This is a genomic window from Aeromonas veronii bv. veronii, assembly GCF_000820225.1.
GTDB lineage: Bacteria > Pseudomonadota > Gammaproteobacteria > Enterobacterales > Aeromonadaceae > Aeromonas > Aeromonas veronii.
The window spans coordinates 35,569-60,872 of sequence record NZ_CDDK01000044.1 but is presented as its reverse complement, the minus strand read 5'-3'; the positions used below and the strand labels follow the sequence as shown (position 1 = coordinate 60,872).

The 25,304-nt window shown below is 57.6% G+C and carries 21 protein-coding genes; 8 read left to right on the top strand and 13 right to left on the bottom strand.

Features of this window, described 5'->3' with window-relative positions; genetic code table 11:
* From BN1139_RS19460 to BN1139_RS19420, 9 genes are all read right to left on the bottom strand, one after another.
* Positions 1-1,588: transporter substrate-binding domain-containing protein (locus tag BN1139_RS19460; protein WP_041980866.1), on the bottom strand; the 1,588-nt coding region annotated here is incomplete at its 3' end.
* Between the two features lie 15 nt (positions 1,589-1,603).
* Complete coding sequence (gene ihfA / locus BN1139_RS19455) at positions 1,604-1,900, bottom strand: integration host factor subunit alpha (RefSeq protein WP_005300715.1); 297 nt, start codon at positions 1,898-1,900, stop codon at positions 1,604-1,606.
* 3 nt (positions 1,901-1,903) lie between these two features.
* Complete coding sequence (gene pheT / locus BN1139_RS19450) at positions 1,904-4,291, bottom strand: phenylalanine--tRNA ligase subunit beta (RefSeq protein ID WP_005351970.1); 2,388 nt, start codon at positions 4,289-4,291, stop codon at positions 1,904-1,906.
* A gap of 12 nt (positions 4,292-4,303) precedes the next feature.
* On the bottom strand, positions 4,304-5,287 hold the full coding sequence (gene pheS, locus BN1139_RS19445; protein ID WP_005351972.1) for a phenylalanine--tRNA ligase subunit alpha: 984 nt from the start codon (positions 5,285-5,287) through the stop codon (positions 4,304-4,306).
* 379 nt (positions 5,288-5,666) lie between these two features.
* Positions 5,667-6,023, bottom strand: coding sequence for a 50S ribosomal protein L20 (gene rplT / locus BN1139_RS19440; RefSeq protein ID WP_005336687.1), 357 nt, complete (start codon positions 6,021-6,023; stop codon positions 5,667-5,669).
* 15 nt (positions 6,024-6,038) lie between these two features.
* On the bottom strand, positions 6,039-6,236 hold the full coding sequence (gene rpmI / locus BN1139_RS19435; protein ID WP_005336688.1) for a 50S ribosomal protein L35: 198 nt from the start codon (positions 6,234-6,236) through the stop codon (positions 6,039-6,041).
* Between the two features lie 86 nt (positions 6,237-6,322).
* Positions 6,323-6,853, bottom strand: a complete 531-nt coding sequence (gene infC, locus BN1139_RS19430) for a translation initiation factor IF-3 (protein ID WP_196783562.1) — start codon at positions 6,851-6,853, stop codon at positions 6,323-6,325.
* A gap of 21 nt (positions 6,854-6,874) precedes the next feature.
* Positions 6,875-8,803, bottom strand: a complete 1,929-nt coding sequence (thrS, locus tag BN1139_RS19425; RefSeq protein WP_005336690.1) for a threonine--tRNA ligase — start codon at positions 8,801-8,803, stop codon at positions 6,875-6,877.
* Positions 8,804-9,035: 232 nt separating this feature from the next.
* On the bottom strand, positions 9,036-9,623 hold the full coding sequence (locus tag BN1139_RS19420) for a tetratricopeptide repeat protein (protein WP_005352112.1): 588 nt from the start codon (positions 9,621-9,623) through the stop codon (positions 9,036-9,038).
* Positions 9,624-9,795: 172 nt separating this feature from the next.
* Here BN1139_RS19420 and BN1139_RS19415 point away from each other — a divergent pair, with 172 nt between their 5' ends.
* Positions 9,796-10,851 carry a PA0069 family radical SAM protein gene (locus BN1139_RS19415; protein WP_005352114.1) on the top strand — a complete coding sequence of 352 codons (1,056 nt, stop codon included), beginning with the start codon at positions 9,796-9,798 and terminating at the stop codon, positions 10,849-10,851.
* 158 nt (positions 10,852-11,009) lie between these two features.
* On the opposite strand, the gene BN1139_RS21690 is transcribed toward BN1139_RS19415, so the two are convergent.
* Positions 11,010-11,165: a hypothetical protein gene (locus BN1139_RS21690; RefSeq protein WP_005345370.1), complete on the bottom strand. Its 156-nt coding sequence runs from the start codon at positions 11,163-11,165 to the stop codon at positions 11,010-11,012.
* A 261-nt stretch (positions 11,166-11,426) separates the two neighbouring features.
* On the opposite strand from BN1139_RS21690, the gene BN1139_RS19410 reads away from it, so the two are divergent.
* Entirely contained in the window at positions 11,427-12,854 is a 1,428-nt protein-coding gene (locus BN1139_RS19410; protein ID WP_005352116.1) for an alpha-amylase family protein, read from the top strand.
* Positions 12,855-12,931: 77 nt separating this feature from the next.
* Here BN1139_RS19410 and gyrA read toward each other — a convergent pair whose 3' ends face one another.
* The gene (gene gyrA, locus BN1139_RS19405; RefSeq protein ID WP_005352118.1) at positions 12,932-15,679 is read right to left on the bottom strand and encodes a DNA topoisomerase (ATP-hydrolyzing) subunit A; all 2,748 of its coding nucleotides are present in this window, start codon (positions 15,677-15,679) and stop codon (positions 12,932-12,934) included.
* Between the two features lie 198 nt (positions 15,680-15,877).
* On the opposite strand from gyrA, the gene ubiG reads away from it, so the two are divergent.
* From ubiG to yfaE, 5 genes are all read left to right on the top strand, one after another.
* Complete coding sequence (gene ubiG, locus BN1139_RS19400) at positions 15,878-16,594, top strand: bifunctional 2-polyprenyl-6-hydroxyphenol methylase/3-demethylubiquinol 3-O-methyltransferase UbiG (protein ID WP_005352120.1); 717 nt, start codon at positions 15,878-15,880, stop codon at positions 16,592-16,594.
* A complete protein-coding gene (locus BN1139_RS19395; protein WP_005352122.1) occupies positions 16,594-17,289 on the top strand; it encodes an HAD family hydrolase in 696 nt (231 codons plus the stop codon). The genes ubiG and BN1139_RS19395 overlap by 1 nt, the downstream gene beginning before the upstream one ends.
* Positions 17,290-17,912: 623 nt before the next feature.
* Entirely contained in the window at positions 17,913-20,180 is a 2,268-nt protein-coding gene (gene nrdA, locus BN1139_RS19390; RefSeq protein WP_005352124.1) for a class 1a ribonucleoside-diphosphate reductase subunit alpha, read from the top strand.
* 80 nt (positions 20,181-20,260) lie between these two features.
* Complete coding sequence (nrdB, locus tag BN1139_RS19385; RefSeq protein WP_005336708.1) at positions 20,261-21,394, top strand: class Ia ribonucleoside-diphosphate reductase subunit beta; 1,134 nt, start codon at positions 20,261-20,263, stop codon at positions 21,392-21,394.
* A complete protein-coding gene (yfaE, locus tag BN1139_RS19380; RefSeq protein ID WP_005352126.1) occupies positions 21,391-21,714 on the top strand; it encodes a class I ribonucleotide reductase maintenance protein YfaE in 324 nt (107 codons plus the stop codon). Before nrdB ends, yfaE begins: the two co-directional genes overlap by 4 nt.
* Positions 21,715-21,841: 127 nt before the next feature.
* Here the strand turns inward: yfaE and mltA are convergent, their stop codons facing one another.
* On the bottom strand, positions 21,842-22,993 hold the full coding sequence (gene mltA / locus BN1139_RS19375; protein ID WP_005352128.1) for a murein transglycosylase A: 1,152 nt from the start codon (positions 22,991-22,993) through the stop codon (positions 21,842-21,844).
* 150 nt (positions 22,994-23,143) lie between these two features.
* On the opposite strand from mltA, the gene BN1139_RS19370 reads away from it, so the two are divergent.
* Positions 23,144-23,395, top strand: a complete 252-nt coding sequence (locus BN1139_RS19370) for a DUF1289 domain-containing protein (RefSeq protein ID WP_005352130.1) — start codon at positions 23,144-23,146, stop codon at positions 23,393-23,395.
* Between the two features lie 132 nt (positions 23,396-23,527).
* Here the strand turns inward: BN1139_RS19370 and BN1139_RS19365 are convergent, their stop codons facing one another.
* Entirely contained in the window at positions 23,528-24,997 is a 1,470-nt protein-coding gene (locus tag BN1139_RS19365; RefSeq protein ID WP_005336717.1) for an inorganic phosphate transporter, read from the bottom strand.
* Positions 24,998-25,304 lie beyond the last annotated feature (307 nt).

The following is a 25,304-nucleotide window of genomic DNA, read 5'->3' as shown; positions in this document are numbered from 1 at the left end:
GCCAGATCCCGCCGATGACGATACCGCTGATCAGCAGTGCCATGGCGATGGAGCCAAACCAGGCGGCGTAGCTCACGCCGGGCTGCTGCACAACGAGCAAGCGGCGCCAGCGCTGGTTAAGTTCGTCAATCTGGGTGCTGGTCAGCGCCATCAGGTTGCGATCCATCACCCCGGCCAGCTCGGTCTGACTCTTGTTGATGGCAAAGCCAAGACTGAAGCGATCTTCCAGCTCCTCGATATCGAGCCCTTCCAGCAAGTTGGTACGCTGGGGATATTGCAGCTGATATAGCTCGCTCAGCATAGCGTCAGCCTTGCCCTGTTTGATCGCTGCAAGCCCCTGCTCGATGCCGTCGGTGCGAAGCCACTCCTGATCACCGAGCAGGGCGAGCAAGGAGGGATCATAGAGGGATTCAGGCACCAGAATACGCTGCCGCTTGAGTTGGGTAATGCGATCGGCAGCCAACTTGCGCTTGCTGATCAAGGCAAACCGGTTGGTGGAGATCGTCCGACTGAAAATGAACTGATCCGTCAATGCCGGGGATTCCGGCAAGCCGGCCATCATATCCGCCTCACCACGGCGCAGCTTTTCTACGGCCTCCGCCTTGCTGGCGGCAGGCACCAGCTTGTATTTCAGGCCGGTCTCCTGGGTTACCCAGCGCAACACATCCGCGCTCCACCCCTTCGCCTCTCCCAGATCATTGACACCGCTATAGGGCATCAACTCGGGATTGACCACCAGGCGAATGGTGCGACCGCGGCCGGATAACCAGGCCTGCTCGGTATCGCTGAAGTGGGGTTGGTTGACGTAGAGCGACCCCTGATCGAGATAGCGAGCCAGATCGGTATAGATAGTACCGGCGGGCATATGACGGATCAGGGTGTCCACCAGATTGGCCAACTCAGGCTGATCACGCATCATCAAGCGATAGCTGATGATCCGATCCTCACCAAACAGGCGGCGCAGGCGCAAACCATCGGCAGGAAACTCGCGCATCAGATAGCGCAGTTGCAGATAGTCCCCCAGATAGGCATCACCCTTGCCACTCTGCAGCGCGTCGTAGACCTTCTCTCCGCTTTTTAGGGAAATAATGCGTGCCTGGGGATAGAGCTCGTGCAGCAGGCGGGCAGAGTCTGCCACCGAGTAGACCAGAAAGCGGGCCTGCTTGAGATTTTCACCCTTGTAGAGGATGGCGGCATCGGTCTCCATCATCGGACGACTTAACCGCATCCCCTCCACGGCCTTCTTGCGGGTTCCGACATAGGGAATGATGTCACAGTCACCCTCTGCGAGCCCGTTGCGCAATGTCTGCCAATCGGGCAACTCTTTGAGCACGAGGGGAACCGGGAACAGCTCCTGCAACCGGGCGAGGCGATCCTTGAGCAGCCCCCCCTCGGCCATCAGGTATGGTGGAGGAAGCGTCGCAGGATAGCAGAGGGAAAGCTGACTCAGTGAATTTACATAAGCTTGGGTCGCCGGCGCCAACGGCAGCACAGTGGTCTGCAAAGGCTTGGCGTGCAATGGCAGTGCCAGTACGGCACCCAGAAGAAAAACGGGGAATTTGGTCATCTGAAAACAAAAGCCAGGCATCTGCCTGGCTTTTTATCACTCGTTGGGTTCAACATTTTCTACCCTGGCCTTGAGCTTCTGGCCAGGCCGGAAGGTCACCACGCGGCGGGCGCTGATAGGAATATCCTCGCCCGTCTTGGGGTTGCGTCCGGGACGCTGATTCTTCTCACGAAGGTCAAAGTTACCGAAGCCTGAAATCTTGACTTGTTCACCACGCTCAAGCGCCTGTCGGATTTCCTCAAAGAAGGCTTCCACCATATCTTTGGCTTCACGCTTGCTCATCCCGAGCTGGGTGAACAGGTGCTCTGCAATGTCGGCTTTGGTAAGCGCCATAGATCAATCCCTCAAGGATGCATTCAACTCTTCACCAAGGGCCCGCACGACATTGTCTACGGTCTCGGCAATCTCTTTCTCCTCCAGGGTGCGCTGGGTGTCTTGCAATACAAGACTGATGGCCAGGCTCTTCTTGTCCTCTGCCATACCAGCACCCTGGTATACGTCAAACAAGTTTATTCCAACTACCTGATTTCCGCCAACTTTTTTAATTACCGCAAGCACATCACCTGCCAGAACCTGACGATCGACCACCACGGCAATGTCGCGACGGTTCGCCGGGAACTTGGAAACTTCGGCTGCCACAGGCACCTTGGCCGGGGTCAGCTTGTCCAGCTCCAGCTCAAACATCACCGCGCGGCTCTTGAGACCCAGCTTCTTCTCGAGGCTCGGGTGGATCACGCCGATGTGGCCGATGATCTCGCCATTGCGCAGGATGGCTGCGCTCTGACCCGGGTGCAGGGCGCTGTGCTCGGTGCGCTCGAAGGTAAAGGTGGCCCCTTCGGCGGTCAAGTCCAGCACCGCTTCCAGATCCCCTTTCAAATCAAAAAAGTCGGCTGCACGGGTTTTGATATCCCAGTGCTCGTCGCTCTGGTTGCCAGTGATGATACCGGCCAGCATCGGCTCCTGACGGATGCCGTTCTCGGCGCTTTCATCCTTGATGAAACGCAGACCCTGTTCAAACAGACGCACGCGCGGCTGCTGACGGTTCTGGTTGTAAACAACAGCTTGCACCAGACCCGGGAACAGAGAGACACGCATGGCGGACATCTCGACCGAGATCGGGTTCGGCAGCACGATGGCATCGCTCTGCGGGAACAGGGTTTGCTGGGTCTTGGGATCAACGAAGCTGTAGGTGATCGCTTCCTGGAAACCGCGATCAACCAGCAGGTCACGCACGCGCTTCAAGGTCACCTGCCCTTCTGCCTGCTCCACCATCGCCAGAGAGGCGGCGGGTTTCAGGTTCGGGATGTTGTTGTAGCCGTAGATGCGAGCCACTTCCTCGATGAGGTCTTCCTCGATGGCGATATCGAAACGCCAGGAGGGTGCCAGAGCAGTCCAACCGTCAGCATCCACAGTCACCTGCATGCCGAGGCGAGTCAGGATCTCGACCACCTGAGCATCCGCCACGCTGATACCGATCACTTTATCGAGCTTGCTGCGACGCAGCTTGATGGGGGCCGCTTTCGGCAGATGGGCATCGGATTTGACCTCGATGACCGGACCCGCTTCGCCGCCGCAGATATCCAGCAGCAGACGGGTGGCTCTGTCCATCACCTTGGCCTGCAGCTCGGGATCAACCCCACGCTCGAAGCGGTGGGAAGAGTCGGTGTGCAGACCGTAGGCACGGGCACGGCCGGTGATGGAGAGCGGCGCGAAGAAGGCGCACTCCAGCAGGATGTCGGTAGTGGTCTCGGAAACACCGGTGCGATTGCCACCGAAGATACCGGCCATGCAGGCAGGACCTTTGGCATCGGCAATCACCAGGGTGGTCTCTTTGAGCTTCACTTCGTTGCCGTCGAGCAGGGTCATCGGCTCGTCAGCGTGGGCGCGACGCACCACCAGTTCCCCTTCCAGGGTAGCCAGATCGAAGGCGTGCATCGGCTGACCGTATTCCAGCAGCAGATAGTTGGTGATGTCGACGATGGCGTCGATGGAGCGAATGCCGCCACGGCGCAGCTTCTCTTGCATCCAGAGCGGGCTCTGGGCCTGCAAGTTCAGCCCCTTGATGACGCGGCCCAGATAACGGGGGCAATCAGCTGGTGCTTCAACCCGGATCGGGAAAGTTGCATCAATGGTGGCAACAGCTGGTGCCCAAGTCGGCTCGACCACGTCGACGCTGTTGAGCACGCCGATTTCACGGGCCAGACCGGCGATACCGAGGCAATCGGCACGGTTCGGAGTCAGATCCACGTCGATGGAGACGTCGTTCAGATTGAGGTAGTCACGAATATCGGTACCGATGGGGGCATCGGCCGGCAGCTCGATGATGCCATCGGCTTCAACGTCGATACCCAGCTCGCTGAAAGAGCAGAGCATGCCGTGGGACGGTTGGCCACGCAGTTTGGCTTTCTTGATGGTGAAATCACCAGGCAGGGTCGCCCCTACTTTGGCCACGCACACTTTCAAGCCCTGACGGCAGTTCGGCGCGCCACAGACGATGTCCAGCAGTTCGGCCTCGCCCACGTTGACCTTGGTCACCCGCAGCTTGTCGGCGTCCGGGTGCTGGGCGCACTCGACCACTTCACCCACCACCACATTGTTGAACTGGCCGGCAACCGCTTCCACGGCGTCCACTTCCAGACCGGCCATGGTGATCTGCTCGGCCAGTGCATTGTCACTCAACTCGGTGCGGACCCACTCCATCACCCAGGATTTACTGAATTTCATGTTCTCTCGCCCTTACTTGAACTGCTTGAGGAAGCGCAGGTCGTTTTCGAAGAAGGCACGCAGGTCGTTGACCCCGTAACGCAGCATGGTCAGGCGCTCAACGCCCATGCCGAAGGCAAAGCCGGAGTATTTTTCCGGATCGATACCAACCGAACGCAGTACGTTCGGGTGCACCATGCCGCAGCCCAGCACTTCCAGCCACTTGCCGTTCTTACCCATCACGTCGACTTCGGCACTCGGCTCGGTGAACGGGAAATAGGAAGGACGGAAGCGAATGGTCAGGTCTTCCTCGAAGTAGTTGCGCAGGAAGTCGTGCAGAATGCCCTTCAGCTCGGTAAAGCTGGCATGCTCGTCAACCAGCAGACCTTCAACCTGATGGAACATCGGGGTGTGGGTCATGTCGTAGTCGTTACGATAGACGCGGCCCGGTGCAATGATGCGGATCGGCGGCTGTTGCTGCTGCATGGTGCGGATCTGCACACCGGAGGTGTGGGTACGCAGCATCAGATCAGGATTGAAGTAGAAGGTATCGTGATCGGTACGCGCCGGGTGATGAGCCGGAATGTTCAGTGCATCGAAGTTGTGGAAGCCATCTTCAATCTCGGGACCACGGGCAACCTTGAAGCCCATCTCGCCAAACAGGCGCTCGATGCGCTCGATGGTGCGGGTTACCGGATGCAGACCACCATTCTCGATGCGACGGCCCGGCAGGCTGACATCGATGGTCTCGGCGGCCAGCTTCTGGTTCAGCACGGCGACTTCGAGCGCTTCACGACGCTCGTTCAGCGCATCCTGAACCTGTTGTTTTGCCTGGTTGATCACGGCGCCCGCGGCGGGACGCTCTTCGGCAGACAAGGCACCCAGGCCCTTCATCTGCTCGGTAAAAAAGCCCTTTTTACCCAGATATTTGACCCGGATTTCGTCGAGGGTCGCGATATCGCTCACGCCCTCAATTTCGGCTCTGGCTTGGCCGACTACTTCTTCAAGCTGTTGCATGTCTTCCTCGTCACCACTCCCGGTACAGGAGCCTTTAGGCTAAATAAGGTCAAGGGGGGAATAATACAAAAAAAGCCCCTTCGCTGACCATAGCTAAGGTTGGCTTTTCTCCCTACAAATCATTTTGTTATATCAAGCGAGTCTTATCGGTTCACCGTAACTCCTGAAATAATGGAACAAACATCTAGTTTGTTGGCATATAAACTATTTGTAGAACAGGTCATCTCGCACATATCACCTTGTGTGGAGAAAACTGTAGCGCGTGTAAAACAGTGGACAAAATATGGATGGGAGAAAGGGGAAAGTAATGTGAAACCGTGAATGACAAACACAAAAAAGGAGGCCTGAGCCTCCTTTTAGCGTTTATAACAGAACTGGATTAAACCAGAGCTGCTTTAGCTTTTTCAACCAGGGCGGTGAAAGCCATTTTGTCGTGAACGGCGATATCGGACAGGATCTTGCGATCGATCTCGATAGAAGCCTTCTTCAGACCGTTGATCAGACGGCTGTAGGACAGACCGTTCTGACGGGCTGCAGCGTTGATACGCGCAATCCACAGCTGACGGAACTGACGCTTTTTCTGGCGACGGTCACGGTAGGCATACTGACCAGCTTTGGTTACCGCTTGTACCGCTACGCGGTAAACACGGGAACGGGCGCCGTAGTAACCTTTGGCGGCTTTCATTACTTTCTTGTGACGAGCTCGAGCAGTCACACCACGTTTAACTCTTGGCATTTTTCACATCCCCCCTTATGCGTACGGCAGACAAGCGACAACACGTTTGTGGTCGGCAGCAGAAACCATGAATTTCGGCCCCAGCTGACGCTTACGCTTGCTGCTCTTCTTGGTCAGGATGTGACGCAGGTGGTTGTGCTTGCACTTGAAGCGACCCGAGCCAGTCTTCTTGAAGCGCTTTGCAGCACCCCGGTTGGTTTTCATCTTCGGCATTTCATACTCCGCATTGTGAGTGACAACAAAATCGCAAGGCGAACCAACTCATGGGGCAAGCCCCATGAGTCAATTTCTTGTGGGCCTTAAGATTTCTTCTTAGGTGCGAGAACCATCACAGCTTGACGGCCTTCGACTTTCGGGAACGACTCGACTACGGCCAACTCTTCCAGATCGTTCTTGACGCGCTCCAGAACCTTGATACCAAGATCCTGGTGGGCCATTTCACGACCACGGAAGCGCAGGGTGACCTTAGCCTTGTCCCCGTCTTCCAGAAAGCGAACCAGGTTGCGTAGTTTTACCTGATAGTCGCCTTCGTCAGTGCCAGGACGGAATTTGATTTCCTTGACCTGGACGACTTTCTGCTTTTTCTTCTGTTCTTTGGTTGTTTTGCTCTTTTCGTAGAGGAATTTGCCGTAATCCATGATCCGGCAAACGGGCGGCTCAGCATTTGGACTGATCTCTACCAGATCAACTCCGGCCTCTGCGGCCAAGTTCAGAGCATCCTGAATGGAGGTGATGCCAATGGCTTCACCATCCAGACCAGTCAGACGAACTTCTTTCAGACGGATCTCTTCATTGATCCGGTGAGCGCGGGCTTGCGGTTGCTTGCCCAGTTTTTTTCCGCCTTTTATAGCTTATTCCTCCACTTTCTTTTGTCCGCGGGTCTGAACTTCCTGGGTCAACAGAGCGATGAACTCTTCAACAGGATAAGTGCCCAGGTCAGCCCCTTTACGAGTCCGTACTGCAATCTTACCGGCTTCAACTTCTTTATCGCCGCAGACCAGCATGAAAGGTACTCGCTTCAAAGTATGCTCGCGGATTTTAAAGCCAATCTTCTCATTTCTCAAGTCCGCTTTTGCGCGAAGGCCCGCATCATTCAATGCTTTGGCTACTTTCACCGCATAATCGGCCTGATTGTCCGTGATATTCATGACCACAGCCTGAGTCGGTGCCAACCAGGTCGGGAACAGACCGGCGTACTCTTCAGTCAGAATACCGATGAAGCGCTCGATAGAACCCAGGATGGCCCGGTGGATCATCACAGGTACATGGCGATCGTTGTTTTCGCCCACATAAGTGGCACCCAGACGACCAGGCAGGGCAAAGTCGAGCTGCACGGTACCACATTGCCACGCACGATCAAGGCAATCGTGCAGGGTAAATTCAATTTTGGGACCGTAGAACGCCCCTTCACCCGGCTGCAGATCGTACTTCAGACCGTTGAGTTCCAGCGCTTCGGCCAAGGCTTTCTCGGCACGATCCCACATCTCGTCGGAGCCGATACGCTGCTCGGGACGAGTGGAGAGCTTGACCACGATGTTCTCGAAGCCAAAGGTACCGTAGACGTCATAGACCATACGAATACAGCCGGAGACCTCTTCCATGATCTGCTCTTCGGTACAGAAGATGTGAGCGTCATCCTGAGTGAAGCCGCGCACCCGCATCAGACCGTGAAGGGAACCGGACGGCTCGTTGCGGTGGCAGGAACCAAACTCGGCCATACGCAGCGGCAGATCGCGGTAGGACTTCAGACCCTGGTTGAAGATCTGGACGTGACCCGGGCAGTTCATCGGCTTGATGGCGTACTCGCGGTTCTCGGACTGGGTAGTGAACATGGCCTGAGCGTATTTCTCCCAATGACCTGAACGCTCCCACAGAACGCGATCCATCATGAACGGACCTTTCACTTCCTGATAGTCGTACTCTTTGAGCTTGCCGCGGATAAAGGTTTCCAGCTCACGGAAGATGGTCCAGCCATCGTTGTGCCAGAACACCATACCGGGTGCTTCTTCCTGCATGTGATACAGGTCGAGCTGCTTGCCGATCTTGCGGTGATCGCGCTTGGCGGCCTCTTCCAGACGCTGCAGATAGGCCTTGAGCTGCTTCTTGTCAGCCCAGGCGGTACCGTAGATACGCTGCAGCATCTTGTTGTTGGAGTCACCGCGCCAGTAGGCGCCGGACATCTTCAGCAGCTTGAAGTGGTGGCAGTGACGCATGTTGGGCACGTGCGGGCCGCGACACATGTCGATGTACTCTTCGTGATGATATAGACCTGGCTGGTCATCACGGGCAATGTTCTGATCCAGGATTTCGACTTTGTAAGACTCGCCGCGCGCCTCGAATACATCACGAGCTTCTTGCCAGGAGACTTTCTTCTTGATGACGTCGTAATCCTTGGCTACCAGCGCCAGCATGCGCTCTTCCAGGGCAGCCAGATCTTCATCGGTCAGGGTACGGTCAAGATCAACGTCATAGTAGAAGCCGTTGTCGATGACAGGACCGATGGCCATCTTGGTCTGGGGCCAGAGTTGCTTGATAGCATGACCCAGCAAGTGGGCGCAGGAGTGGCGCAGGATGTCCAGACCTTCTTCGTCTTTGGCGGTGATGATGGCCAGCGCAGCATCGGCTTCGATCAGCTCGCACGCATCTACCAGTTCACCGTTTACCCGACCGGCAATGCACGCCTTGGCGAGGCCGGGACCGATGTCCGCAGCCACATCCATGACGGAAACAGAGTGGGCAAATTGACGTTGGCTGCCGTCAGGCAGAGTAATGATTGGCATTATGTGTTTCCTTATACAGTGGTGACCCCTACCAAAGGTCACATGCGGGATGGAAAAGAGATTCAAAAAGGTGATGTTTTGGTTCTCCACAGCACTTTGCGAAGACGGCCTGACACGTAAACCACATGTCTAACGTGACAAACCAAGCCAAAACGGTCCCATGCTACCAGAAGTTGGGCGTGCTGTATCGGATTTGCAGATATTTTCTACAGTCAAATGAGTCGCCTGCCGACTATTCGCCAAGCAGGGATTGCCAGTTGAAGTCAAAGTCACTGCTCCCCTCCTCTGCCAGCGCCAGCTCTTGCAGCACCTGAAGCGCCAGCTTGTTGCCCTTTTGTGCCGCCTGATAGAGCCACTGTTTCGCCTGAGGCAGATCGACCCTGCCGCTGACCCCCATCAGATGAAGGACGCCGACTTTCAGCATGGCCGGGACATCACCATTGCGGGCAGCCTGATCCATCCAGTGAAAAGCTTGGCGCAGATCTCGCTTGACCCCGACACCGCGCAGATAGAGCTCTGCCAGCCGATATTGGCCGAAGGGATCCCCTGCCTGCGCCGACTGGCGATAGAGGCTGATGGCCTGATGGATATCCTGCTCGCTCCCCTGCCCCACTTCATGGCTCCAGCCCATGAGTGCCTGCGCCCGAGGTTGGCCTTGATCGGCCAGTGGCAACCAGATCCGGGTCGCCTCATCGAAGTGACCGGTACGCCAGGCACGGTTGGCGGCAGCCATCTCCTGCTCGGTGGAGAGCGGAAGCAGACGCCAGATAACGAGGGCAAGCAGACAGATAAACAGCCAGCGGGAAGTGGTGGGGCTCATGATGATTTCCGTGATCCAGTTCTCATTTCGTCTATGTAAACGAAATGTAGCGTTGCGATCAAGCAAGAGATCCCTGCGACAACCCTTTTGCACCCGGTCGATCAGCAGTAGTTGTCATTTATCCGGGGCACCTGCAAAATAACTGTATGTATAAACAGTATTGGTGCACACCATGGCAGGACGAGGCAGCCCCCACAATATCGATCACCGTTTTAGCGGCCCCCTTGTTGAAGCGGTCGATGACGGCTGGCAATCGTCCGATTGGGATGCCGCATTCACCCCCTCTGTGCCTGGCACCGAGGTGCGGGAGATCGATGCACGCAGCATTATCAGCTACAACAACTCGCCGGATGTGCCTTTTGGTCGCTCCATCAACCCCTATCAGGGGTGCGAACACGGCTGCATCTACTGCTATGCCAGACCCAGCCATGCCTATCTGGAGCTCTCCCCCGGTCTCGATTTCGAGAGCAAGCTGTTTGCCAAACGCAATGCAGCCGACCTGTTGCGCCGGGAGTTTGCCAAACCGGCCTATCAGCCACAGAACATCTTCATTGGCGCCAATACCGACCCCTATCAACCCATCGAGCAGCGCTATCGCCTCACCCGCCAGTTGTTGGAAGTGATGCTGGCACACCGCCACCCGGTCGGACTCATTACCAAGAGCGCCATGATCTTGCGCGACCTCGATCTGTTGACCGAGCTGGCCAGGGAGGGGCTTTGTCAGGTGATGGTGTCGGTGACGACCTTGAACGAAACCCTGCGCCGACAGCTGGAGCCCCGCGCCAGCACGGGTGCAGGCCGCTTGAAAGTGATCGAGAAGCTGGCCAACGCTGGCGTGCTGGTGGGGGTACTGGCCGCCCCCATGATCCCGCGGCTCAATGAGCCGGAGCTGGAGCAGATCATCAAATCGGCGGCCGAGGCAGGCGCCAGTTGCGCCGATTACATCCTGCTGCGGTTACCCCACGAACTGGCGCCGCTATTTGGGGACTGGCTCGATACCCACTATCCGGGCCAGAAGGAAGCTATTTTGAATCAGTTGCGAGCCAGCCGCGGTGGCGGGCTCAACAGTACCGCCTTCGGTACCCGCATGCGCGGTGAGGGGCACTTTGCCGATCTGCTGGCCCAGCGCTTTCGCCTCATCAGCAAGCGCCTCGATCTGGGCAAACGTCATATTCAGCTCAGGCTGGATGGGTTTATCCGCCCCGGGGAGCAGCTGTCGCTCTTCTAATCCCCCTGCTCACGCCCTTCACACATCAGGCGTGCCAAGAGGTTGAGAGGAAGGCCTGCCGCAACACATCCTGTGGAAACCCCGCTTTTCAGAATTTTCCAACGAAGTAGCCATGTCGCGACAAGAAAGCGCTACCCGGTAAAGAGAGGGCTAACGCCTTAGCCTGCGCGCTGATCCCGACCCTGCTGCACCATTTCAACCGGTAGTCGCGAGGGTTCATGGGCCACTTCGTGCTCATCCTCTTCATACAGCGGCACCTCTGACTCGCCCCATACCCGGCTCCACCAAATTTCCCACGTGATCCAACTGGTCATATGCAGCTCCTGACGGTGAAGGTGATGGCAACAACGCACCACTCGCCTGGCAGGATAGCGGCTGGGAATGACAGGGAAATGACAAAAAATCACTTGTAAAAAGGCAACTGGCGGTGGTGAGGAAAAGCCGAAACAGTTCACATATTCGGCGAAATCATCCTGAAATCGGTCACAAATCTGCAGGTTGTGGATTGCAGCTCACTCTGTTCCCGCCAAAGCTGGCTTGCCCATTCAGGCATCTATAAAAACAGGGACACAATAATGAAACACACAGCGGGAATATGGGCGATCGCAGGCATGCTGATCGCCCCCTTGGCGCACGCCGACGTCATACTTCACGCCTTCAACTGGAAGTACAGTGAAGTGACCGCCAAAGCCGACCTTATCAAGTCGGCCGGTTACAAACAGGTACTCATCTCGCCGCCTCTCAAGTCATCAGGCAACGAGTGGTGGGCTCGTTACCAGCCGCAGGATCTGCGTCTTGTCGACTCCCCTCTTGGCAACAAGCAGGATCTCGATCAGCTGATCACCGCCATGAAGGCGCGAGGTATCGCCGTCTATGTCGATGTGGTGCTCAACCACATGGCCAACGAAAGCTGGAAACGCAGCGATCTCAACTATCCCGGCAACGAGCTGCTGCAGAGCTACGCCAGCAACCCGGCCTATTTCGAGCGCCAGAAACTGTTTGGCGATCTCGGGCAAAACTTCCTCTCCGGTCAGGATTTTCATCCCAAAGGATGCATCAGCGACTGGAATAATCCAGGCCATGTCCAGTATTGGCGTCTCTGTGGCGGTGCCGGTGACAAGGGGCTGCCGGATCTGGATCCCAACAACTGGGTGGTAAGCCAGCAACAGACCTATCTCAAGGCGCTCAAGGGGATGGGGATCAAGGGTTTCCGGGTCGATGCGGTCAAACACATGAGCGATTACCAGATCAATGCCGTGTTCACCCCCGAAATCAAACAGGGGATGCATGTGTTTGGCGAGGTGATCACCACTGGGGGTGCTGGCAGTACCGATTACGAGCGCTTCCTCAAACCCTACCTCGACAGCAGCGGCCAGGGAGCCTATGACTTTCCGCTGTTTGCCTCCCTGCGCGGCGCGCTGGGGTATGGCGGCAGCATGAACCTGCTGGCGGATCCGGGCGCCTACGGTCAGGCACTGCCGGGCAGTCGTGCCGTCACCTTTGCCGTGACCCACGACATCCCCACCAACGACGGCTTCCGCTATCAGATCTTAAGCCAGACTGACGAGAAGCTGGCCTATGCCTACCTGCTCGGCCGCGATGGTGGCTCGCCGCTGGTCTACTCCGATCACGGCGAGACCCAGGCCAAGGATGGACTGCGCTGGCAGGATTACTACCAGCGCGCCGATCTCAAGGGGATGATCCGCTTCCACAATGCTGTGCAGGGCCAACCGATGCAGTTGGTCGGCAGCGGTGACTGCTTCGTGCTGTTCAAACGGGGCAAACAGGGGCTGGTCGGCATCAACAAGTGCGACTATGAGCAGGAGTACTGGCTCGATACCGCCAGGTTCGAGATGAACTGGTATCGCAACTATCGGGACGTGCTCGACCAAGGCGCCGTGGTCAACGTGCAGAGCCAGTGGGTACGGGTCGCCATTCCCGCCCGCAGCGCCAGAATGTGGCTGCAGGAGTGCTCCAGCCGTAAGATCAGCGGAGAGTCATAAAAAGCAGACAAATAAAAAGAGCGACCACCAGGGTCGCTCTTTTTGCTCAGAGACGTTGCTCGGGTAACAGGTGACGATTACTCGTCGCCCGCTTCCCCAGCATCGACTGCATCAGTGCCGGTCGCGGTATCGGTACCTTCAGATACCTCACCGTCAACGGCCAGCGCGTCGTTCTCGTCTTCGTCGCTCTCGGCGATGCGCTGCAGGCCAACCACGGTCTCGTCTTCACCGGTACGGATCAGACGGACACCGCCGGTGTTACGGCCAATAACGCTCACCTCGGCAACACGGGTACGCACCAGGGTGCCGCCGTTGGTGATCAGCATGATCTGGTCAGTATCTTCGACCTGGATCGCATCGATCACCTTGCCATTGCGCTCATCCACCTTGATGGAGATAACGCCCTGGGTACCACGGCTCTTGGTCGGGTATTCGGCCAACGCAGTCCGCTTGCCGTAACCGTTCTCGGTGGCGGTGAGGATGGCACCTTCGCCGCGCGGAACGATGAGGGAAACCACCTTGTCACCGGCGCCCAGCTTGATGCCACGGACACCGGCGGCGGTACGACCCATCGGGCGCACGCCCTTGAAGGTGCCCTTGCTTTCGGTGCCTTCGCCGTTGTCGCTGCCATCATCGTCATTGCCGGCATCGTCGTCGGTTTCAACGTCATCGCTGACATCAGCATCAGCGCGACCGCTGCCTTCCGCGAAGCGAACGACTTTACCCGCGTCGGAGAAGAGCATGATCTCGTTGCTGCCATCGGTGATATCCACCCCGATCAGCTCATCACCCTCTTTGAGGTTGATGGCACGAATACCGGAGGAGAGCGGACGGCTGAAGTCAGAGAGGCTGGTCTTCTTCACGGTACCGTTGGCGGTGGCGAAGAACACATACTTCTCGGCGTCATATTCCTTCACCGGCAGGATAGCGGTGATACGCTCACCCTCTTCCAGCGGCAGCAGGTTGATGATCGGACGACCACGGGCGCCACGGGAGGCTTCCGGCAGCTGGTAAACCTTGAGCCAGTAGACCTTGCCACGGGTGGAGAAGCACAAAATGGTGTCGTGGGTGTTGGCCACCAGCAGACGCTCCACAAAGTCCTCTTCCTTGATCCGGGTGGCCGACTTGCCACGACCACCGCGGCGCTGGGCCTCGTAGTCGGAGAGCGGCTGATACTTCACATAGCCCTGGTGAGACAGGGTAACCACCACATCTTCCGGGGTGATCAGATCTTCGATGTTGATCTCGGCACTGGACATGCTGATCTCGGTGCGACGCTCGTCGCCATACTGCTCACGCACGGCCAGCAGTTCATCGCGGATCACTTCCATCAGACGAGCCGGGCTCGCCAGGATGTGCAGCAACTCGGCGATCAGATCCAGCAGAGATTGGTACTCTTCCAGGATCTTCTCGTGCTCGAGGCCGGTCAGCTTGTGCAGACGCAGGTCAAGGATGGCCTGGGCTTGCTGTTCGGTCAGGAAGTATTGACCTTCACGGATACCGAACTCGGGCTCCAGCCACTCTGGCCGTGCCGCGTCGTCGCCCGCTTTTTCCAGCATGGCGGCCACGTTGCCGAGTTCCCAGCCCTTGGCAACCAGGCCCGCTTTCGCGTCGGCCGGGGTCGCGCTGTGGCGGATCAGCTCGATGATGGGATCGATGTTGGCCAGCGCAACCGCCAGACCTTCCAAAATGTGCGCCCGATCCCGCGCCTTGCGCAGTTCGAACACGGTCCGGCGAGTCACTACTTCACGGCGGTGCAGCAGGAACGCATCCAGGATCTCTTTAAGGTTCATCACCTTGGGCTGGTTGTTATCGAGCGCCACCATGTTGATGCCGAACGTGGTCTGCATCTGGGTGTGCTTGTAGAGATTGTTCAGCACAATCTCGCCGGACTCGCCGCGCTTGATCTCGATAACGATGCGCATGCCGTCTTTGTCAGACTCATCGCGCAGGGCACTGATGCCCTCGATCTTCTTCTCTTTGACCAGCTCGGCGATCTTCTCGATCAGTCGAGCCTTGTTCACCTGATAGGGGATCTCGTGAACGATGATGGTCTCGCGACTGGTCTTCTCGTCCACTTCCACTTCAGCTTTGGCCCGCACATAGATGGAGCCACGACCGGTACGGTACGCCTGCACGATGCCGGAACGACCGTTGATAATGCCGCCGGTGGGGAAATCCGGGCCGGTGATGTAGGTCATCAGCTCGTCAATGGTGAGGTCGCCGTTTTCGATCAGCGCCAGGCAGCCATTGACAATCTCGGTGAGGTTGTGAGGCGGAATGTTGGTCGCCATGCCCACCGCGATACCGGAGGAGCCGTTGACCAGCAGGTTGGGAACCTTGGTAGGCATGACCGCCGGGATCATCTCGGTGCCGTCATAGTTCGGCACCCAGTCCACGGTCTCTTTGTCCAGATCAGCCAGCAGCTCGTGGGAGATGCGGGCCATCCGCACTTCGGTATAACGCATCGCAGCGGCGCTGTCGCCGTCGACTGAACCGAAGTTGCCCTGACCATCGACCAGCATGTAACGCATGGAGAAATCCTGCGCCATCCGGACAATGGTGTCATACACAGCGCTATCGCCGTGCGGGTGATATTTACCGATTACGTCACCGACCACACGGGCCGATTTTTTATAGGGCTTGTTCCAGTCGTTCCCCAACTCGTTCATTGCAAACAGAACGCGGCGGTGAACCGGTTTCAAGCCATCACGCACATCCGGCAGAGCTCGTCCTACGATCACGCTCATGGCGTAATCAAGATAGGAACTCTTGAGCTCTTCTTCGATGTTGACCGGCGTGATCTCTCTGGCCAGATCGCTCATAGAAAGCCTTATCCCTAATTAGTTGTTCTTTGGCTTAAACAGCGCGACATGGTAACACACTGAGCCAAATACCTTAAGCCACAAATCGGGTATCAGATCGGGCTGGTGTGACAAAGTCCGTCCGTTATAATGCCCGCCAGGACAATAGATTGCGCCCATGACTCAGAAGCGGGCGCCCTGCCACAGGATCTTCGAAAAATGAACAGTGATGCCAATGTCGATCTGACAGAAATCGCCAAGTTTGAAGCCATCGCCTCCCGCTGGTGGGATATGGAAGGTGAATTCAAACCCCTGCATCAAATCAATCCGGTACGCCTTGACTGGATCACCGACAAAAGTGGCGGTTTGTTTGGCAAGCGCATTCTCGATATCGGATGTGGTGGCGGCATTCTCTCCGAGAGCATGGCCCGCCGTGGCGCCAAGGTCACCGGCATCGACATGGGCAAGGAGCCCCTCGGCGTCGCCCGCCTGCACGCCCTGGAGCAGGGTGTCGAGCTCGAGTACCGCCAGATCACTGCCGAAGCCCATGCCGCCGAAGTACCGGGCCAGTATGACGTGGTCACCTGCATGGAGATGCTGGAGCATGTGCCGGACCCCGCCTCCGTGTTGCGCGCCATCGCGACTCTGGTACGCCCGGGCGGCCGGGTGTTCGTCTCCACCATCAACCGCAACCCCAAATCCTATCTGATGATGATCATCGGGGCCGAGTACCTGATGAAGATGGTGCCCAAGGGTACCCACGATCACAAAAAATTCATCACCCCGGCCGAACTGTGTCGCATGGGGGAAGCAGCTGGCCTGCTGGTGCGGGACATGAGCGGCGTCCACTACGCCCCCCTCACCAACCAGTTCAAGCTCGGCAAAAATGTCGACGTCAACTATATGGTGGAGTTTGTCCGCCCGGAGCACGGTTGATGAGCGCCTCTCACCCTCTGCCCCTGCACGGTGTGCTGTTCGATCTGGACGGCACCCTGCTCGACACAGCCCCGGATCTGGGGGCCGCCGTCAACCATGTACTGATCAGCGAAGGCTTTGCGCCGCTCTCTGACGACATCATTCGTCAGACCACCTCCCACGGGGCGCTCGGGCTGCTGAAAGCGGGCCTCGGCGACGAACTGCTTGAGGAGCTGGGGGCCACCCGCCTGCGCAATGCCCTGCTCGACTACTACGCCGCCAATCTCTGCGTCGGTACCCGTCCCTATGAGGGAATGGTGGATCTTATCGAGTGGCTCGACGAGAAACAGCTCCCCTGGGGCATCGTCACCAACAAGCCGGCCTTTCTCACCGAGCCGCTGCTGGCAGCCCTGCCACAGCTTGCCAGCTGCGGCGTCACCGTCAGTGCCGATACCCTGCCAGTACGCAAGCCCAACCCCGCCCCCATGTTTTTTGCCTGTGAGAAGCTGGGGGTCGAGGCGGCTCACTGCCTCTATGTGGGGGATCATGTGCGGGATATCGAAGCGGGCCGCAACGCCGGCATGCGCACCGCGGTCGCTGGCTGGGGCTATCTCAATGATGAGGAAGATCCCGCCCAGTGGGGCGCCGACCTGCACTTTGATACCGTGCAAGCCCTGCACCACTGGCTGCGCTATGAGTTGACGGCCAAAGCGTAACGCGCAGCCTTACCGGCAGATATGCGATAACGGGGCGAAGAGACTCTTCGCCCCTTGCATCTCTTCCTTTACGCTCCCGCGTCCTGCGCCACCATCACGCCTCTATTCATGGATAATAAAGGCAGCTTTCTGCCTGTTGGATACCCATTTGACAAGCTCGCAGCCGTCACAAAGCGGCGACAAACCACCGTCATCTGATGCAAAGCCCTTGCCACGCTGAGCCCGCGGCTGCGACAACTGGACAGCTTTTGACCCTTGTTGCATAAGGGATAATCAGCCGCCGTTTGCTAGTAAAAAGCCCCCCGTTTCGCAAGTAAAAAAAGTTATTTAAATTTTCCATCTTCGATCGGGAGACTTGCATTTAGCGGAGCGGACGAATGAAAACCCGCTCACTGTGAGCGGTCACTAACTGATGGGGCAAGACTCACAATTTATCCACAGCTCGTCACTTATCCACACATTGCAATGGCGGGCTGACCTCACTATCTTGTAGCTCGAACTTAAAATAACACTACATCTTGTGATTCATCGCACAATCTCTACCCAACTCCCGCACACCGCCGGGGCCTGGGTGGCGCCATTGTGCGATGGTTTTTCGGGAATCAACTGAAGGTCATCAGCCAATGAACTTGTTTGTGACGAAGCGTAACGGACACAAAGAACCCATCGATCTGGATAAAATTCACCGCGTGCTGGACTGGGCCGCCGAAGGGCTCGACAACGTGTCGGTCTCCCAGGTAGAGCTCAAATCCCACATCCAGTTCTATGACGGTATCCGTACCGCCGACATTCACGAAACCATCATCAAGGCGACGGCTGACCTCATCTCCGAGCAGACCCCGGACTACCAGTACATGGCAGCCCGTCTGGCCATCTTCCACCTACGCAAGAAGGCCTACGGCCAGTTCGAACCGCCCCACCTCTACCAGCACGTGGCTCGTCTGGTGGACATGGGCAAGTACGACAAGCACCTGCTGGAAGACTACACCCAGGCCGAATTCGAAGAGCTGAACACCCATCTGGATCACTGGCGCGACATGGATTTCTCCTACGCGGCAGTCAAACAGCTGGAAGGCAAATATCTGGTCCAGAACCGCGTCACCGGCGAGATCTACGAGAGTCCGCAGTTCCTCTACATCCTGGTAGCGGCCTGCCTCTTCTCCAAGTATCCGAAAGATACCCGTCTGGACTACATCAAGCGCTTCTATGATGCGGTCTCGACCTTCAAGATCTCCCTGCCGACACCAATCATGAGCGGCGTGCGCACCCCGACTCGTCAGTTCAGCTCCTGCGTACTGATCGAATGCGACGACAGCCTGGACTCCATCAACGCCACCGCCAGCTCCATCGTGCGTTACGTTTCCCAGCGCGCCGGTATCGGCATCAACGCCGGTCGCATCCGCGGTCTGGGCAGCCCCATCCGTGGTGGCGAAGCGTTCCACACCGGTTGCATCCCCTTCTACAAATACTTCCAGACTGCCGTGAAGTGCTGCTCCCAGGGCGGCGTGCGCGGCGGTGCTGCGACCCTGTTCTACCCGCTGTGGCACACCGAAGTGGAAAGCCTGCTGGTGCTCAAGAACAACCGCGGCGTGGAAGAGAACCGTGTTCGTCACATGGACTACGGCGTGCAGATCAACAAGCTGATGTACCAGCGCCTCATCAAGGGCGGTGACATCACACTGTTCTCCCCGTCCGATGCGCCAGGTCTGTACGATGCCTTCTTCGCCGATCAGGATAAGTTCGAAGAGCTCTACGTCAAGTACGAGCAGGATCCGGCCATTCGCAAGAAGACTCTGAAAGCGGTAGACCTTTTCTCCCTGATGATGCAGGAGCGTGCCGGTACCGGTCGCATCTACATCCAGAACGTGGATCACTGCAACACCCACAGCCCGTTCGACCCGAGCGTCGCGCCGGTACGCCAGTCCAACCTCTGCCTCGAGATTGCGCTGCCGACCAAGCCGCTCAACAACATCGACGACGAGAGTGGCGAAATCGCCCTGTGCACCCTCTCCGCCTTCAACCTCGGTGCCATCGAGAAGCTGGAAGATCTGGAAGAGATGGCCGATCTGGCCGTGCGTGCCCTCGACGCCCTGCTCGACTATCAGGACTACCCGATTGCCGCCGCCAAGAAGGGCAGCATGGGTCGTCGCACCCTGGGGATCGGCGTCATCAACTACGCCTACTACCTGGCCAAAAACGGTGCCCGTTACTCCGACGGCTCCGGTTTGGCACTGACCCACCGCACCTTCGAGGCCATTCAGTACTACCTGCTGAAAGCCTCCGTGCAGCTGGCCCGCGAGTTCGGCCCCTGCCCGCTGTTTGGCGAGACCACCTATGCCCAGGGCATCCTGCCCATCGACACCTACAAGAAGGATCTGGATGCGCTGTGCAACGAGCCGCTGCATCTGGATTGGGAAAGTCTGCGTGAAGAGATCAAGTCCGTGGGCTTGCGCAACTCAACCCTGACCGCCCTGATGCCGAGCGAGACCTCCAGCCAGATCTCCAACGCCACCAACGGCATCGAGCCGCCGCGCGGTCTGGTCTCGGTCAAGGCCTCCAAAGACGGCATTCTCAAACAGGTGGTGCCCGAGTATGATCGCCTGAAAGATCAATACGAATTGCTCTGGAAGCAACCGAGCGTTGACGGCTACCTGCAGCTGGTCGGTATCATGCAGAAGTTTGTGGATCAGGCGATCTCCGCCAACACCAACTACGACCCTGCCCGTTTCGAAGGCAACAAGGTCCCGATGAAACAGCTGCTCAAGGACTTGCTGACCGCCTACAAATACGGTCTCAAGACCCTGTACTATCACAACACCCGTGATGGTGCAGACGATGCCCAGACCGACCTGCAAGATGACGGTTGCGCTGGCGGGGCTTGCAAAATCTAAGTCGCGGCAAGAACTGATAACCGGGCGGGAGCATGAAGCTCCCGCTCTCCTGTTTTCTCTATTCACATATTCTGGTAACCATGGCCTATTCAACTTTCTGCCAAACCCAAAACGACCAGCTCAAAGAGCCGATGTTTTTTGGCCAATCGGTCAACGTAGCCCGTTATGATCAACAAAAACACGAAGTGTTCGAGCGGCTGATCGAGAAGCAGCTCTCCTTCTTCTGGCGCCCGGAAGAGGTGGATGTCTCCCGTGATCGCATCGACTATCAGGCCCTGCCACCCCACGAGCAGCATATCTTCATCTCCAACCTGAAGTACCAGACTCTGCTGGACTCCATTCAGGGCCGCAGCCCCAACGTGGCCCTGCTGCCGCTGGTCTCCATTCCGGAGCTGGAAACCTGGATTGAGACCTGGGCCTTCTCCGAGACCATCCACTCTCGCTCCTACACCCATATCATCCGCAATATCGTCAACACCCCCGCCCAGGTGTTCGACGACATCGTGACCAACGAGCAGATCTTGAAGCGCGCCGGCTCCATCAGCCACTTCTACGACGACCTGATCGAAGCAACCGCCCTCTACAACCTGCACGGTGAAGGGACCCACACCGTCGCTGGCCGCGAAGTGACCATTACATTGCGCGAGCTCAAGAAGAAACTTTATCTGTGCCTGATGAGTGTCAACGCGCTGGAAGCAATTCGCTTCTACGTCAGCTTCGCCTGCTCCTTTGCCTTCGCCGAGCGCGAACTGATGGAAGGCAACGCCAAGATCATCAAGATGATCGCCCGCGACGAAGCGCTGCACCTCACCGGCACCCAGCACATGCTGAACCTGATGCGCACCGGCCAGGATGACCCGGAGATGGCCGAGATCGCTGCCGAATGCGAACAGGCCTGCTTCGAGATCTTCAAGGAAGCGGCCATTCAGGAGAAAGAGTGGGCCGAGTACCTGTTCCAGGACGGCTCCATGATCGGCCTGAACAAGGACATCCTCTGCCAGTACGTGGAGTACATCACCAACCTGCGCATGAGTGCGGTCGGCCTGCAGCCAGCCTTTGCCGGCACCAAGCAAAACCCGATCCCCTGGATCAACACCTGGCTGTCATCCGACAACGTACAGGTTGCCCCGCAAGAGGTAGAGGTCAGCTCCTATCTGGTTGGTCAGATCGACAGCGAAGTCAATGCCGACGACCTGGGTGATTTCGAGCTGTGAGTGACGCCACCAACACGCTGACCCCTGCCCCGCACGCACCTGCCGAACAGCAGGCGGTCGTGGCACCACGGGTACATACCCGGGATGGTGCCGTGCTGCACGCCCACGCCGGCGAAAGCGTGTTGGAGACCCTGGAGCGCCATGGTCATCATGTGGAATTTCAGTGTCGCAGCGGCTATTGCGGCGCCTGCCGCACTCCGCTGATGGCTGGCAAGGTGCACTATCCTGCGGTGCCCTTGGCATTCGTCGCCCAGGGGGAGTGCCTCCCCTGCTGCTGCAAACCGGTCGGCGCCATCCGGCTGGATATCCAGAAGAGCTGACGCAGCCACCAGCTGCCACTCGCACAAAATAGAAAGCCGCCGGAGCAATCCGGCGGCTTTTTTGTCTCTTCATCTTTGCTCGGGTTTGCTCGGGCGCCCGATGACAGACGCCCAAAGCCTCAGAGGATTACAACCAGGGGGCAGCGGTCGGCCCGTGGTGCAGGCCCAGCTTCCAGACCCGGCCAAAGTGCTTGTAGTGACCGGCCGCTACACCGGCCTTCTCACCCATGCCGTGGTAGAGATCGAGGTGGCCCTTCTTCACCGCCCCGCCCACATCCAGCGCAATCAACAAGCGCAGCTGATGCTTGCCGGTCCAGTTGCCCTCTTTATCGAGCAAGGGGACTTCGGCGAGGATCGGCGTCCCCATCGGTAGCAGGGTCTTGTCGGCAGCAACAGCCGCCAGCGGCAGCAGCGGGATACCGGCGGCGCCGATCACGTCATTGGTGGGGCGACGCTCGAAGAAGACATAGGAGGGATTCTGCTCCACCAGCTCCTTGACGGTCTCCTCCGGTTGACGGTTGGCCCATTCCTTGATGGCCTTCATCGACATCTGCTCTTTGGGCACTTCACCGCGGTCGATCAGTACCCGGCCGATACTGACGTAACCGTGGCCGTTCTTGCCGCTGTAACCCAGATATTGCAGCCGATCGTCATCCCCGTAGTGGACAAAGCCGGAGCCCTGCACATCCATCAGGAAGTTGTCGATAAGGGATTTGCTGTAACCCAGCTCCAGCCCGCGATTGGCCAAGGCCCCCTGATGGATCTCGGCCCGGGTCGGACAGCGACCGCCACATTTGGGCATGGCATAGATGGGATATTTGTACTTGGCATCCGGGCGGTGGCGCACCTCCAGCACCGGTGAGTAGTAACCGGTAAACAGCACGTTACCCATGCGATCGGCGCCGCCCAGCTGAGCGAGGCTGATACCGTAACGGGTGATGTCGGCAGGATTGCCGCCGCCCGCCACCCAGCGGGAGAGCTGGTGATAGAGCTCGCCATAACGGCGGGTCATTTTGCCGGAGCGCTCCAATACCAGTCTGCTTTGCGGGCCAAATTTGCTGTAGTCGGCACGCGCACGGCTATTGACCCGCTCCACCCTCACCAGATCCTCTGGCAAGGTCCCGTCCAGATACTGCTTGCCCAGATTTTCCGGCACCTCGCAGTTAAGAAAGCATCTGTTGTCGGTCTGTTTTTTGGGCACTTCTGCTTTGTCAGAGTTGCCCGCACAACCGGCCAGTCCCAGCACTGCGGCGGTCAGCCAGTACGCGTGTTTGTTCATATGTCCTCATATAACGCCAAGAGCCATGCTCGGCGGGGAAGATGCCAAATTTGCAGGGGGAAAGCAAACGACATCAATCACTTGAAGCAGGATTTCTCCAAAGGGGATCCGCTGGGTTATAACAAGGTGACAGGATGTGCGAGGTGATGGATGGAACAGCTCGAAATATTCCCGCTGCAGAGCCCCTGCATCGGGGTCTGCGAAGTGAACAACAAGGGCTACTGCAAGGGGTGCCTGCGCAATCGCGAAGAGCGTTTCAACTGGCTCACCATGACCCCTGCCCAGCAACAAGAGGTGATGCGCCTGTGCCGGGATCGCAAACGCCGGGTCGAGGCTGCGCGGCGCAAGGCTCGCGAAGGCGATCAACCTGAACCGATGCCGCAATCTGGCTGGGATTTCTGACCCGCTCCTAACATCCCTGCAAGCCATATTCCTGCGCTCACGAGACACGACCTATCCAGCATATAAAAAATGCCGCCCGATCTTTCGACCGGGCGGCATTGTCATTGTGATGCGCGTTATGAGCGCGGCAGATCAACCAAACAGATGGTGGCTGACGATGAACAGACCACCGGAGAGCAGCATGGTCAGCGGCAAAGTCAACACCCAGGCCATCAGGATGGTCTTGATGGTCTGGCTCTGCAGGCCAGATTTGTTGGCTACCATGGTCCCCGCCACCGCAGAAGAGAGGATGTGGGTGGTGGACACCGGCATACCGGTCAGACTGGCGACCCCGATGGAGGTTGCAGCAGTGATCTGGGCCGCAATGCCCTGGCTGTAGGTCATGCCGGTGGTGCCGATCTTCTCGCCCACGGTATGGACGATACGACGCCAGCCCACCATGGTGCCACAACCGAGCGCCAGTGCGATGGAGACGATTACCCAGGTCGGTGCGTATTCAGCGGTCGCGGTCAGATCCTTGCGCCATTTGGCCAGATCGGTCAGCTCCTTGGCTGGCAGCGGCAGCTTGGCAGCCTTGCGGGCGGTGTCATCGATACAGAGCAGCAGACGACGCACTTCGCGGCGGTCGGTCAGGCTCATCTGATCATAAGTACGCACGGCACCCAGACGGGCATCCAGGGTGGCCATCGCCTGCAACACGCCATCGGCGGAGCAGTGAGTCATCAGCTCTTCCTGAGCCGTTGCCGGTGCAGAGAAGTTGATGACGCCAGAGAGGGCGGACTGGTTGCGCTGGTAGATCTCCATGATGCGCTGGTTGGCATCCTGGGTCCGATCCAGGTCATAAGCGCGGCTGTTCATGTCCAGGGCGAAATAGGCGGGCGCCATGCAGATCAGCACCAGCATCACCAGACCGATACCCTTCTGGCCATCGTTAGAGCCGTGCACGAAGCTGACGCCCATGGCCGAGGCCACCAGGGTCAGACGCGCCCAGAATGGCGGGTGCTTCTTGCCATCCACCAGCTGACGCTCTTCCGGTGTTTTGTGGATCTTGTTGCTGGTCCAGATGCGTTTCATCGCCAGAAGCAGCAGTGCCGCTATGATGAAGCCGATGGTGGGAGAGATGATGAGGGAAAGCATGATGTCGATCGCTTTGCCCACGTTGATCCCTTCTGTCACCGGTTTATGGGTGATCCAGGCATAGGCGCCGCCTACCCCCAGAATGGAACCGATCAAGGTATGTGAACTGGAGGCCGGGATCCCGAAGAACCAGGTGCCCAGGTTCCACACGATGGCGGAAAACAGCAAGGAGAAGACCATGATCAACCCTTGGGTGGAGTCCATCCCAAGCAGCAGGTCGATGGGCAGCAGATGGACAATGGCATAGGCCACACCCAGACCGCCGAACATGACGCCAAAAAAGTTGAAGATCCCCGATGCAACGACCGCCAGGTGAGCTGGCATCGCCTTGGTATAGATAACCGTTGCTACCGCGTTGGCGGTATCGTGAAAGCCGTTGATAAATTCATAGGCAAGCACAAAAAAAACGGCCAATACCAAACCGATTGACCACCACAAACCCAAACCACTAAACATTTCAAACATAAAAAAAAGCCTGTTTATGAGTTGCGGCGGATTATGCCAGATGGCGGCCAACACCATAGCCACCATTGAAATATTTCAGCCATAAAAAAAAAGAGCTTTTTGGAAAAAAATATCCTAGAGCCAGTCATCATGCGGCTTGCCATCGATTAATTAAAGCCATCAATGATTGCGGGAAAGGGCAAAAATAGCTGACAATTAAGCCAATAATTTCATTTTTATGACGTTTTTATGACAGAAAAACGGGCGGAAGTGGTGATAAAACGTCCCAGCCCCACCAATCTCATCCGACCAGCACCATCAACCCCAT

Coding starts and splice junctions, on each gene's coding strand:
- BN1139_RS21690 (WP_005345370.1), bottom strand. CDS start 11,165: ATGACCAGTTGGATCACGTGGGAAATTTGGTGGAGCCGGGTATGGGGC.
- BN1139_RS19370 (WP_005352130.1), top strand. CDS start 23,144: ATGGAACAGCTCGAAATATTCCCGCTGCAGAGCCCCTGCATCGGGGTC.
- nrdB (WP_005336708.1), top strand. CDS start 20,261: ATGGCCTATTCAACTTTCTGCCAAACCCAAAACGACCAGCTCAAAGAG.
- BN1139_RS19415 (WP_005352114.1), top strand. CDS start 9,796: ATGGCAGGACGAGGCAGCCCCCACAATATCGATCACCGTTTTAGCGGC.
- ubiG (WP_005352120.1), top strand. CDS start 15,878: ATGAACAGTGATGCCAATGTCGATCTGACAGAAATCGCCAAGTTTGAA.
- BN1139_RS19395 (WP_005352122.1), top strand. CDS start 16,594: ATGAGCGCCTCTCACCCTCTGCCCCTGCACGGTGTGCTGTTCGATCTG.
- rplT (WP_005336687.1), bottom strand. CDS start 6,023: ATGCCAAGAGTTAAACGTGGTGTGACTGCTCGAGCTCGTCACAAGAAA.
- rpmI (WP_005336688.1), bottom strand. CDS start 6,236: ATGCCGAAGATGAAAACCAACCGGGGTGCTGCAAAGCGCTTCAAGAAG.
- pheS (WP_005351972.1), bottom strand. CDS start 5,287: ATGCAACAGCTTGAAGAAGTAGTCGGCCAAGCCAGAGCCGAAATTGAG.
- mltA (WP_005352128.1), bottom strand. CDS start 22,993: ATGAACAAACACGCGTACTGGCTGACCGCCGCAGTGCTGGGACTGGCC.
- BN1139_RS19410 (WP_005352116.1), top strand. CDS start 11,427: ATGAAACACACAGCGGGAATATGGGCGATCGCAGGCATGCTGATCGCC.
- BN1139_RS19365 (WP_005336717.1), bottom strand. CDS start 24,997: ATGTTTGAAATGTTTAGTGGTTTGGGTTTGTGGTGGTCAATCGGTTTG.
- ihfA (WP_005300715.1), bottom strand. CDS start 1,900: ATGGCGCTTACCAAAGCCGACATTGCAGAGCACCTGTTCACCCAGCTC.
- thrS (WP_005336690.1), bottom strand. CDS start 8,803: ATGCCAATCATTACTCTGCCTGACGGCAGCCAACGTCAATTTGCCCAC.
- gyrA (WP_005352118.1), bottom strand. CDS start 15,679: ATGAGCGATCTGGCCAGAGAGATCACGCCGGTCAACATCGAAGAAGAG.
- nrdA (WP_005352124.1), top strand. CDS start 17,913: ATGAACTTGTTTGTGACGAAGCGTAACGGACACAAAGAACCCATCGAT.
- BN1139_RS19420 (WP_005352112.1), bottom strand. CDS start 9,623: ATGAGCCCCACCACTTCCCGCTGGCTGTTTATCTGTCTGCTTGCCCTC.
- pheT (WP_005351970.1), bottom strand. CDS start 4,291: ATGAAATTCAGTAAATCCTGGGTGATGGAGTGGGTCCGCACCGAGTTG.